Origin of the sequence: Snodgrassella alvi (genome assembly GCF_002777425.1) — a bacterium.
Classification (GTDB): domain Bacteria; phylum Pseudomonadota; class Gammaproteobacteria; order Burkholderiales; family Neisseriaceae; genus Snodgrassella; species Snodgrassella alvi_B.
Genome location: NZ_MDVC01000115.1, coordinates 48,241 through 60,428, shown reverse-complemented (window position 1 = coordinate 60,428; position 12,188 = coordinate 48,241). Strand labels below are relative to the sequence as shown.

Genomic DNA, 12,188 nt, shown 5'->3' with positions numbered 1-12,188 from the left:
TTTCATATTTGGCATTTTAATATCAGTATTTAAAGTTTGTATCAACCGTTTATTTGCATCCCGAACATATATATCAAGTATCGGGTTATAAATGCTAAAAATAATATTTTAACCCGAAAAATATTCATACTGGCCAGAAAACATTTGATTGTGATGCTAAAAATAATCAAAGCTGATTGATCCTACAACCATGCTTTATACTATTAAATATCTAAATATTATCTGAATTTCAATTTACCAGAGCAAATTCGGATAAATAAGATTTTACTGAATTTGTACAGTTATATCAGTTATTTTTATTTCAGTGTATTGAGTCGCCATTTTAGGTAGCGGGGATGATAACCAGAGTCAGATTATTAATATATTGCTGGTAGAGTGTGCAGTGTTCTGAGTGACGGTGTTCACGGACTATTTTCACGATCAATTGTATTGCGGCATGAGGTAAACATGGTTTTTGCTGCTTATTTGCTATAAATGATTGATATTATCAGTATTGTTATGATATTGGATATGTGCCTGATTGTTGAGTATGGAAAAATAAAAGCCTGCATAAGCAGGCTTTTATATTAACGTAATTGCTGATCCAGTTGCTGAATCCATTTTCTGGCATCTTTGCCAGTGTAGGGCGTACCATCTTCATTGGCCAGACTGACACGTGTACCACCCTCTGTCAGTGGCTGCGCCAATACAATTAAACGCGGTTGCTGTTTGAGCTGTTGTTGCTCAGCTTTCTTGCTGCGTCCAAACATGCGGCTAAACAGTCCCGGTTTTTTATTGGAAACAGAGGAGGCTTCAGCAGCTGCTACTTCAACCAGATAAGCGTATTGGTTGCGATTTTCACCGATGACATTCAGGCCAACACGATCCAGAGCCAGGGCAACACGGCGCCAGTTGCGCTCTTGCGAACCTAGCAGATAAACACTGTTACCATCCAGCTTTGCCAGTGCATTTTCATTCGGATCCTGCTTCTGGGCGGCTATCTGCTGTTGTACCTGTTTGGCATCCGCGCCCAGATATTGCATGAAACGTGCTAAGAATGCTGCTTCCAGCTCAGGTTCGTTCGGACGGGGCTGCCATGCAGTACTGTCCCCATCCTTGCTGGTATAAACTTCTTTCATACCTTTCTGGCTGAAGAATACATCTGTACCGCCCTTGCTGTTGCGTTCCAGGCGGATAGTAAACATATCACGCTCACCGCTGGAATAAATGCCACCCAGACCCACTTTTTCAAAAATGCCGCGAATGGCATCTGAAGGTACTTTGGCACGGTTTTCTGCCCAGTTGGTTTGCATTAAGCCAATTGCTGGTTCTTCACGCTCAATAGTAAAACCCTGTTCCTGCCAGAAGGCCTTCAACAGTGGCCATAATTCAGCAGCCTGTTTATTGTCAATGGTCAGCCAGCGGATGCTACCATCACGTTGAAAGTGAATATCCGGTACTTGAGTCAGCACCTGAGTATTGGTACTGGTTTGGTATTTGCTGGCAGGCTTGTTCAAATCGCTGGCACGTACCGCACCATTAATCAGTGAACTGCCCGGAGCACTGAAACGATTACCTTGATTCGGGTCAGTCAGGTCTGGTGGTACATCCAGCTGGACAATTTTTTTATTGTTTGACTGATAATCCAGTTTGGGCAGGTTGTCTTTTTTGCTGGCACAAGCGGCAAGGCTGGCTGCCAGCAAGGTCAGAACAACGGTTTTACTTATATTCATATCGGCCACTTTCTGTGTGCATTATTATGGCAATGTTGGCTTGTGTTCAGATTAATCCAGCTTCCTGCATAGCGGCCAGTATCGTAGCCTGTCCGGTAGGAGACAGTTCGATAATTGGCAGGCGGCAAACCGGGTTGATTTTACCCAGTTTGGATAAGGCCCATTTGGTTGGTGCCGGGCTCGGTTCACAGAAAAGATCACCGTGCAGGCGCTGTAATTTGTCATTTAAAATACGTGCGCTGGCAATATCCCCACGTAAGGCTGCATGACACATGTCAGCAAACATTTTGGGAGCAACATTGGCAGTAACACTGATAACACCATGGCCACCGCATAAAAGGAATGCCATGGCTGTAGGATCATCACCGGAATATACCGCAAAATCTTCAGGTACATGTTTAAACAGATAGCATGCGCGGCTAATATTACCAGTGGCTTCTTTAATACCCACAATATTATCGATTTCTGCTAGCCGTAAAGCGGTATCTGGTTGCATATCGGCAACAGTACGGCCGGGTACATTGTACAGAATCATGGGAATACTGGTGGCTTCAGCAATGGTTTTGAAATGGCGGTATATACCTTCCTGATTGGGCTTGTTGTAGTAAGGTACTACTGACAATGTCATATCTGCACCAGCCTGCTGTGCTTCCTGAGCCAGATAAATCGCTTCATGCGTATTGTTGGCACCAGCGCCTGCAATCACTTTAACGCGTCCGGCTACATGTTCTACAGCAGTTTTAATCACCGTCAGGTGTTCATCAACACTAAGTGTAGCTGATTCACCAGTAGTTCCTACAGCGACAATAGCGTCGGTACCAGATTCGATGTGCCAGTCAATAAGCTGTTTGTACTGTTCATAATCAATACTACCATCTGCATGCATAGGCGTTACGATGGCAACTAGGCTGCCTGTCAACATAATTCTACCCTTTACAGGTGAGCTGAAAATGTGATGATTGTAGCGTATTTTTCCCTTTCGTGGAAAATAGCCTGTTATCGAATTATTTTTGATAAAAGTGGTTTTGTTGTGTTAAAGATTTTATTGCTCAATAGTTTGCTCTGGATTAAATATTCCTGCTTCGCTTAAAATACGCTGCTTTATATTCATTTAACACATGCATAAAGCAAATAAGGAAGGATGACATGACCGATAATTCCTCTGTTCGTACACATAATGAACACTCTGATCTGGTCTATGGTCTGGAGGAAAAGCCTCCTGTTTTTAATGGTTTGCTCAGTGCATTAACCCATTTACTTGCTCTTTTTGTGCCAATGGTGGCTCCTGCTCTGGTGGTTGGCGGTGCTCTGAAACTGCCTGCAGACATGACTGCCTATTTGGTGTCTATGTCCATGGTTGCCTCAGGTGTGGGCACATATATTCAGGTACACCGTTTTGGCGTCATTGGTTCGGGGCTGTTATCAATTCAATCAGTTAATTTTTCTTTTGTTACCGTGATGATTGCGCTTGGATTGGGCATGAAAGAGAACGGGATGAATGAAAATGCCATGATTTCTACTTTGCTGGGCGTCTCTTTTGTAGGCGCCTTTTTAGTAATTGGTGCATCATGGTTATTGCCTTTTCTGAAAAAAATCATCACGCCCACAGTAAGCGGGGTGGTGGTTTTGATGATAGGTCTGAGTCTGATTCATGTTGGCATTACCGATTTTGGCGGCGGCCTCACAGCCAAAGCTAATCATACCTTCGGGTCATGGTCGAATCTGGCATTATCTACGTTTGTGCTATTCATTGTACTGTTATTTAACTGTTTCAAGAATGCATGGTGGCGCATGGCTGGTATTGCAGTAGGGTTGATATCTGGTTATGTAATTGCCATTTTTATGGGTATTGTTGATTTTTCCAATTTACATGATTTGCCACTGTTTACTATTCCGATTCCATTCAAATATGGTTTTGCTTTTGACTGGCATGCATTTATGGTAGCCAGTACTATTTATTTATTAAGTGTATTTGAAGCAGTTGGAGATTTAACTGCCACAGCCATGATTTCCAATCAGCCGGTAGACGGACCTTCTTATACAAGTCGCTTGCGTGGTGGGGTAATGGCTGATGGTCTGGTTTCAGTGATTGCTACAGCTCTGGGATCTTTGCCATTAACTACATTTGCCCAGAATAATGGTGTGATTCAAATGACTGGTGTTGCTTCGCGACATGTCGGGAAATATATTGCAGTGATTTTGATCATCCTTGGGTTATTTCCTTGGGTGGGAGCTGTTTTCACTACTATTCCCAGCCCGGTTCTTGGTGGAGTGATGGTAGTTATGTTCGGGCTGATTGTGACAGCCGGTATACGAATTATTATTACTGCTGGTATACGTCGCCGTGAAGCGGTTATCTGTGCAACCTCACTGGGTCTTGGGCTGGGAGTAGCGTTTGAACCGGAAGTTTTTGCTCAGTTACCCATTCTGTTTCAGAATCCGATTTGTATGGGCGGAATTGTGGCAATTATCTTGAATTTGCTGCTGCCACATGATAAAAGCGAACCTGCGGTATATTTAAGTGATGATATTCCGCATTAATTAATACGCGATAAACAAGACTAGCTAAATTTTTCGGCAGTCTTATATATTAGCCCTGTATTGAATGCTCTTAGCACATTCGTTAAGAGATTAAATATAGGGCTAATTCTATATTTGAAATAAATCTTATTAAGCTGCTTGAGGTTGTATCTCAAAGTAAACTGGGATTTGAATGATTTCGTGTTGTTCTCAAGATAGTACGTCAAAGCTTTTTGCTGAATAATAAAGAATTTATATAATGATATTTATTTTTTCTTTGTCAGCAGATTTTCTCCATCGATAGGATGTAAACGTGCAAATATCCAGCTTGAGAGTAGGGTAAATACACCCAGAATAACAAATGTGAGACGAAAAGCTGTAGTGATATTGTGATTTATAAAGCTGGCGCGACTGAAATTTTGTAATAGTAAGGCACCAATTGCTATGCCGAAGCTCAGTGCTAGCTGCTGGTTAACTGCCATCAGGCTGGTACCACTGCTAACTTGGTTGGGGCGTAAATCAGCCAGTGTAATGGTATTCATACCGGTAAACTGTAATGAATTACATGCACCCAGAATACACAAGTGTAATAGAATCAGCCATTGTGGTGTACTGGGGCTAATAAAAGCCAGTGATATTATCAATATACCAATAATACGAGTGTTCCAGGCCAATGTATCACGATAGCCAAAGTGATTCATTAATGGCTTTAGAAATGGTTTGGCAAATATGGCCGCCAAAGCCAGTGGCATTAGTAGCCAGCCTGAGGTGACTGCGTCATAGTTAAAAGCGACCTGAAATAATAATGGTAATAATAATGGTAATGCACTCATACCCAGACGGCTGACCAGATTACCAGCCAGCCCCAGACGAAAAGTGCGTACCAGAATGAGATGCGGTGGATACAATGCACGATTGTTCTGGCGTGCATGTGCCAAATAGGCAATTAGTGCTCCGATGCCTGCGAGAGCCATCATGGAGCCAAAAAGCATATTATTGGCATGTGACATGGTTTCAAAGGTCAGAGTCATGCAAAAAGCTGATGCGGAGAACAGAAAAAAGCCTAAACCATCAAAATAATTGGCCGGGCGGTTAAAACTGGGCATGATGTACCAGGTAACCAGCAATCCCAGCAGGCCGATGGGTACGTTCAGTAGAAAAATCCAGTGCCAGCTGGTATATACCACAAGATAACCACCAATAATCGGCCCGAGTACCGGTCCGATAAGTGCTGGCATAATGGCATAGTTCATGACTGTTATTAGTTTGGAGCGGTCGTAAGCCTGCATCATGGTTAAACGGGCTACTGGTGTAAGCATGGCTCCACCCAATCCCTGAATAATTCTGGCCAGTACCAGTAGAGCCAGATTATTACTGGCTGCACACAGGACGGATCCGATAACAAATATAACCATGGAACCCATAAACAGTTTACGGGTGCCTAATTTGTCGGACAGAAATCCAGACAAAGGCATCATAATGGCCAATGTCAGTGCATAAGCAATAATAGCCGATTGCATGTTTAGTGGAGATTGCCCCAGATCTGTGGCCATTGATGGCAGGGCAGTGTTCAGGATGGTTGCATCCAATTGCTGCATAAAGATGGCTATTGCCAATAATAAAGGCAAAAAGCGTGATGGTTTACTGTTATTAATGGTAGCCATAATTGTTATTTATTAATGATGGTTTGATTTATTATAACAGAATCATGTTTAGCTTTGATTCATTGGTATAAATACATAGATTGTGACGTATTGTATAAGTACTTCATAAATTAATAATAATAAGTTAATAGAAATGATTTCTGGATTGAACACGCTTTTTACTCTTGAGAGAATCAGCTTGGATGAAGTTAAGTGCATTATCTGAAATATATTGAGAATTACTTAATGTTTTTCGAATTCTTTTAATATTTTAGAGTTTCCTCAATCTATCTTGAAAACAATTGGCTGTTCATTTGTTCTTGTGAACTTTTATGGGTGAGAAGTTTACAACCTGATTTTAAATAGGGGGACATTGTTTTTGATTGAAGTGTCGCTGGTTTTTCAGATTAGAATAATGTTTTATTTGAAAATTTTAAAAATAGACTGAGTTTATTTTTTATGAATAAATAGATAATAGTATATTTTTGGCAATTAAAATGCCTTTTAATTTGGAATTATATTGTAAAAGTTAAAATTCTCTGATTTGGTTTATCTGGTTTCCAGATAAAGGCTTATATATAAAACAACCCGTGTGCCCTTAGTAGGGTTACACGGGTTGGTATAAGCTAGGGAAATTACATGCGCATTGTATCTACAACGTCAATCATAAATTCCATATCTTCTTTTGATAATTCAGCGAAGCCTTCTGGAAAGCCTAAGGCTTTGACAACATTGGCACCATCAGGGTCATCTGCCATTTTGCACAGTATTTCTTGTAGTGGTTCAGCTTTTGCAGCAACGTCTGGGTGATATAACATCACATGTGAAACTTCATTAATCCGGCTTTTCAGCAGCACTTTCAACTGATTTTTGGTAACTGAGTTAAAGCTTTCATATACATCTGCCTGAACAATCCCAATTTTAGCATGATGGCGAATGACACCGGAAGCTACCATGAGGAAGTTGTCTTTGCGTTTGATGATGATTTCATCATCGCTAAGATTGGCTGGTTCCAACAGGCGTAAACCAATAAAGTTTGCATCTTCATTGTTAGAAAGTGCTAATTCTACATTGCCTTTCAGATCTTCAATGGCATTGATATCTGAGTCGGCAGCAGTAACAATCACGATTTCATCTGATTTGTTTTTTGGTTTTACCAGTGGCAAATATCCTTGTTCACGAACGTAGTTACCGGCTGAAAAAGGATTCACGAAAAGCATGGATACTTTTTCTTTTTCCTGCTGTGCTTTTACTTCATCAAATGAAGGGGGCATAAGCAGGGAAATGTTCTGGTCGCTTTTCTTTTGCAGGTAGTTGTTGAGCAAATACCAAGTGCTGAACTGATCAGGTAGATAATCGGGTACAACCATTAAACTCAGCATATTATTTTCCTTCCTGTTCGTTTTTCAGCATTTCTGCATACTTGGCGGTCATTTCGTTAATCCGTTCACGGCTTGGTTTGCGGCGGATTGAGCTGTAGCCAATTACTTTGCCTTGACGTAAATTTGGAATTACAGTGGCGTATACCCAATAGTGGCCGCCGTCTTTGCGCAGATTTTTTACGTAACCATACCAGCGTTCGCCTCTTTGCAGAGTAGCCCACATGTCGGCAAATGGTGCTTTTGGCATTTCGGGATGGCGTAACAGGCAATGTGGTGCACCAATGATTTCATCACGGGCCCAGCCGCTGATATCAACAAATACGTCATTTGCATGAGTAATGATGCCATTAAGATCAGTGCGAGATACAATCAGAGCGCCATCCGGATAGGGGAATTCCTCATTGGTTACATAAACAGTTGATTCTCCATCTTGATGATAGTGTTTGATTTTGTGCTCAGAAGATTCGCTTTCTGGCTTTGGCTGAATCCAACGACTCATATCCATATTAATTTGTCCTTCAATTTTGGTTTAATCTGAATAATAAAGGATGAGTGTACTTAACGAGATGCATTTCAGAGTTTTTTTGTAAAATTACAGCAGCCAAAGTTATTTCTGGTCTTATACATTAATCGCTACTATAAACTTCTGAATTTCCATGTAATTGGGATGAAATAATATTTACCCAATTTATAGATATGCGATGTTTTCATTAAAAACTTTTATAAACACTTAAACGCCCTTTCATGCAGTTGAGTCAGCTTTCGTCTTTTTCAGGTTTATCTGACATAAATCCGGCCAGATTTTTACATAGAATCTGGGATAACGGCAATACTGGACTATCTGGTCTGATTTATACAGTATTGTATACTTATTGCAAAATTATTTATAAAATAAATAATTACAATGATGCATGAGCGGGAATTTAAATGGCACAGTACATTTCTGATTAAGCAAACTAATTGTTAATCAAAATGATCAGCCAGTTCTTTCAATGCTCGTTTAGCTTCAAACAGAATCAAACCTAATTTGGCTTCATGAGTGGTAGTAATGGTTAACAGGATGGCTTCAGATGCTTGAAACAGCAACATGTAACCTTTATCGGTATGAATAATAGTATTATCCAGAGTGCCTTTCAAAACTTCTTTTGCAGAACGGTTACCCAAAGACAGTAATGCGGCTGCCATGGCACCAATACGGTCTTCATCCATGCCGCTCTGTAATGCAGAAGCGATTGGCAGACCATCTGTTGAAATAACGGCTGAAGAAGTAATGTCGGGAGTACTGTTCAGTGTTTTCAACACACCTTCAATAAAATCATATTTCATGAAAATTCCTCTAAAAATTGACTATAACCCTGTCAATTATAGAGAGGGGCGAGTTTTTTTGCAAAAGAATGTTATTAAATTTTATTAATTATCTTTATTTATATTTTCTATATTTATTTATGTTATTTTATTTTTATTGATCTGATACTTTTATAGCGCAAAATTTAAGTTAACTATTACTTTCGTTAGTCATATATTTTTAGGGAAACAATTAATTATAGCATTATGAAAAACGGATTATGGAGGATAAAATTACTTTATTAGAGATTTCTTGATATTAATCAAGTTACAAAATTTAGACTAGGGTAGATAAGTGTAAGTGTTGAGGTTAATTAACCTTAACTGCTATTAGTATGATTAAATGTTAAGGGTGGGAAATAGGTTTGGATAGGCTACACTAATTCATACAACTTTTTTTAGGGGTAAGGTAAACTTAACTCTAAAAAGAAAAGATGATGAATCAAGAAAAATGTGCACGATGGATCTTTAGTGCTGATTTCAAATCGCAAATAGTCAAACTTTATCAGCAGGGGAAATCGCGCAGTGAATTGGTCAAAGCGGTTCATTTAAGATTAAAGATAACTGTACCTCAAAAAATGAACTAATTGTGTTACGAAAAGAGCTTAAGCCGCTACGAATGGAAAACGATATCCTAAAGCAAACTGCACTGATCATGTCATGGGACGAAAATCAAAACCCTGAGAGCAAACCAGCATCGTTATAATGAACGGCATTATGTCGCTGCTTAGGGCTACATGGACGGTATGTCTATTATCGGAGCAAAGCAACTAAACAGAAAGCAGTGGCCGATTACACTGATAAAATATTGACTATTTTTAATCGCAGCTACCAATTATATGGAACCAGACGAATTCGTTAAGCAATGGCGCCGCAACAGCTAATCATTTACAACGTTAGTTTGATGTAGGTACCAAACGACAGATTGTAGTGGCAGACTTAACCTATATTCGTGTTAACCATCGCTAGAATTATTTATATGCATTACTGAATTTATCTAATCGACAGATTGCCGGTTATAGTATCAGTCAACATAAAACGGCAGATTTAGTGATGTCTGCATTAAGCCAGATTAAGCAACCATTGTCATCATTAAATCTATTTCATTCGGATAGAGGAAAGGAGTTTGATATTTAATTACTAGATAAGGGTTTCAATACATTTGATATTGAACGCTCGCTGAGTAAAAAAGATGCTCGTATGACAGTGCGGTGTCGGCAGCAATATTTTAAAGTATTAAAACTGAGTTTGATAAAGGGGAAAAATTCATGACAATTAGGTAATCATAACGAACCTTTTCGGCTTATGTTTATTGGTACAATCACAAACGGTTACATTCATTGTTGAGCTATTTAGCTCCCGTGGGATTTAACAAACTAGCACCTTTTAATTTTGTTGTTTGAATGTGTGTTGCCATTCCAGCTTATGCAGACAAATAAGGCTGAAGGTTAGAGAAAATGGGGTTGATACTGCATAATTAGACAGGTTGTTATTAGATAACAACCTGTAGTAAATAAAAATTACTGTATTTTAAAATTAATAGGCTATTTAAAAATTTTTGCGTTATCAAGGTTACATTTGTGTGTTGTTGTTTGAATCAAATATCGGTTTCTACTTTGTCTCCTTCTGCTTCCATCCAGACGCGTCGGGATGCTGCTTCACCTTTACCCATTAATTTGACGAATATATTCTGGGTTTCGCTATTGTCTTCATCTGGAATATGAACTTGCAGCAGGCAGCGGGTACCCGGACTCATGGTAGTATCTTTAAGCTGATCCGGGTTCATTTCACCCAGGCCTTTAAACCGGCTGATGCTGTAAGCACTTTCTTTAACTTTTTCTGATTGTAGCCGTTCCAGAATGCTATCAAGCTCTGTCTGATCCTGAGCATAAAGTTTTCTTGCTGGTTTGTTTTTTCCCTGAGCATTCACATCTACACGAAAAAGCGGCGGTTGAGCCACATAGATATGACCGGCTTCGATCAGGCGCGGAAAATGGGTATAAAAAAGGGTGAGTAACAGAACCTGTATATGAGCACCATCCACATCTGCATCGGATAATATGGCAATCTTACCGTAACGCAGACCGGATAAATCAGGATTATCGTTTTTGCCATGCGGATCTACCCCAATGGCGACTGAGATGTCGTGAATTTCAGCGTTACCAAATAATTGATCACGATGGATTTCGAAGCTGTTTAAGACTTTACCGCGTAAGGGGAGGATGGCCTGAGTATTTTTGTCGCGTGCCAGTTTGGCTGAACCACCGGCAGAATCACCCTCGACCAGAAAGAGTTCATTTTCGCGAATATCTTCACTTTCGCAATCAGTGAGTTTACCTGGTAAAACGGCTACGCCTGAACCTTTTTTCTTTTCTATTTTTTTGGTTGAGCGCATACGTGCCTGAGCTTGACGAATGGCCAGTTCGGCTATTTTTTTACCAGTATCGATATTCTGGTTTAACCATAATTCCAATGGATCACTGCACATGGTGGCAACCAGTTTGAGCGCATCGCGACTAGTTAGTTTATCTTTTGTCTGTCCCTGAAATTGCGGGTCTAGCAGTCGGGCTGAAAGGACAAAGGCTACTCGTGAGAAAACATCATCTGACTGCAATTTTACGCCGCGCGGCAGCAGGTTGTGATGGTTAATAAAATTGTTTACGGCATGAAAAACAGCCTGTTTTAGGCCGGCTTCGTGAGTGCCACCAACGGCAGTAGGAATCAGGTTAACGTAACTTTCACTTGGTGCATGGCCTTCTTCTACCCATGTTAGTGCATAGGCTGCACCTTCGCCCCGATTAAAATCGGTTTCATGATTGGCGTTTAAATAGTTTTCGCTGGCAAAAATCGGGGTTGCAGTTTGGGTGTCAGCCAGTAAATCAAGTAAATAGCTTTTCAGGCCATTTGGGTAATGCCAGTTTTGTGTGTGTGCTTCATCAGTGTTGTTGTGATAGCGGGTAAGGGTGACGCTGACTCCCGGCAATAAAACTGCTTTGGCACGTAATGAGCGTTCAAGTTCGGCCAGATTGTATTGTGGGTTATCAAAGTACTGTCCGTCTGGCCAGATACGAACTTCTGTGCCACTGTCTTTATTCGCACATTTGCCAATTATGGATAGTGGCTGAATAACATCGCCTCCTGCAAAGGCAATATGATAAATTTTTCCGCTTCTTTTAACGGTAACTTCCAGACGTGAGGACAGGGCATTGGTAACAGAAACACCAACACCATGTAAACCACCTGAAAAGGCATAGGCACCATCGCCACTTTTTTTATTGAATTTACCGCCGGCATGTAGTTGGGTAAATACTAGTTCAACTACGGGTACATTTTCGGTTGGATGTAATCCGGTAGGAATGCCGCGGCCATTGTCTTTGACGGTAACAGAACCATCCTGATTCAGGGTAACGTCAATGTTTTGTGCGTAGCCACCTAATGCTTCATCAGCCGCATTGTCAATTACTTCCTGAATAATATGGGTAGGACTTTCCGTTCTGGTATACATTCCGGGACGTTCTTTAACTGGTGCCAGACCTTTGAGAACGGTAACGCTGGATTCATCGTATGTTATGGATTTGCTCATAGTT

Annotated in this window: 8 protein-coding genes and 1 pseudogene; 2 read left to right on the top strand and 7 right to left on the bottom strand. The window is 40.5% G+C overall.

The genetic code is table 11. The features are described from left to right. Positions 1 to 566: 566 nt before the first annotated feature. Both bamC and dapA read right to left on the bottom strand, forming a co-directional pair. Entirely contained in the window at positions 567 to 1,712 is a 1,146-nt protein-coding gene (gene bamC / locus BGI33_RS12220) for an outer membrane protein assembly factor BamC (protein ID WP_100091450.1), read from the bottom strand. A 46-nt stretch (positions 1,713 to 1,758) separates the two neighbouring features. Continuing rightward, positions 1,759 to 2,634, bottom strand: a complete 876-nt coding sequence (gene dapA / locus BGI33_RS12215) for a 4-hydroxy-tetrahydrodipicolinate synthase (RefSeq protein WP_100091449.1) — start codon at positions 2,632 to 2,634, stop codon at positions 1,759 to 1,761. Between the two features lie 224 nt (positions 2,635 to 2,858). On the opposite strand from dapA, the gene BGI33_RS12210 reads away from it, so the two are divergent. Beyond that, positions 2,859 to 4,253 (top strand): nucleobase:cation symporter-2 family protein, encoded by a 1,395-nt coding sequence (locus tag BGI33_RS12210; RefSeq protein ID WP_100091448.1) that lies wholly within the window; start codon positions 2,859 to 2,861, stop codon positions 4,251 to 4,253. A gap of 245 nt (positions 4,254 to 4,498) precedes the next feature. Here the strand turns inward: BGI33_RS12210 and BGI33_RS12205 are convergent, their stop codons facing one another. The 4 genes from BGI33_RS12205 to BGI33_RS12190 all read right to left on the bottom strand — a co-directional run bounded on the left by BGI33_RS12205 (position 4,499) and on the right by BGI33_RS12190 (position 8,583). Next, positions 4,499 to 5,896: a DHA2 family efflux MFS transporter permease subunit gene (locus tag BGI33_RS12205; protein ID WP_100091447.1), complete on the bottom strand. Its 1,398-nt coding sequence runs from the start codon at positions 5,894 to 5,896 to the stop codon at positions 4,499 to 4,501. Between the two features lie 614 nt (positions 5,897 to 6,510). After that, positions 6,511 to 7,257 (bottom strand): PhnD/SsuA/transferrin family substrate-binding protein, encoded by a 747-nt coding sequence (locus BGI33_RS12200; protein ID WP_100091446.1) that lies wholly within the window; start codon positions 7,255 to 7,257, stop codon positions 6,511 to 6,513. Between the two features lies 1 nt (position 7,258). Continuing rightward, positions 7,259 to 7,762, bottom strand: a complete 504-nt coding sequence (locus tag BGI33_RS12195; protein WP_257379185.1) for a PAS domain-containing protein — start codon at positions 7,760 to 7,762, stop codon at positions 7,259 to 7,261. Between the two features lie 458 nt (positions 7,763 to 8,220). Beyond that, on the bottom strand, positions 8,221 to 8,583 hold the full coding sequence (locus tag BGI33_RS12190; RefSeq protein ID WP_100091445.1) for a roadblock/LC7 domain-containing protein: 363 nt from the start codon (positions 8,581 to 8,583) through the stop codon (positions 8,221 to 8,223). Between the two features lie 1,328 nt (positions 8,584 to 9,911). On the opposite strand from BGI33_RS12190, the pseudogene BGI33_RS14305 reads away from it, so the two are divergent. Continuing rightward, a pseudogene (locus BGI33_RS14305) lies at positions 9,912 to 10,004 on the top strand (hypothetical protein); the annotation flags it as partial. A gap of 194 nt (positions 10,005 to 10,198) precedes the next feature. On the opposite strand, the gene BGI33_RS12180 reads toward BGI33_RS14305, so the two are convergent. Beyond that, entirely contained in the window at positions 10,199 to 12,184 is a 1,986-nt protein-coding gene (locus BGI33_RS12180; protein ID WP_100091558.1) for a DNA topoisomerase IV subunit B, read from the bottom strand. Between the last annotated feature and the right edge of the window lie 4 nt (positions 12,185 to 12,188).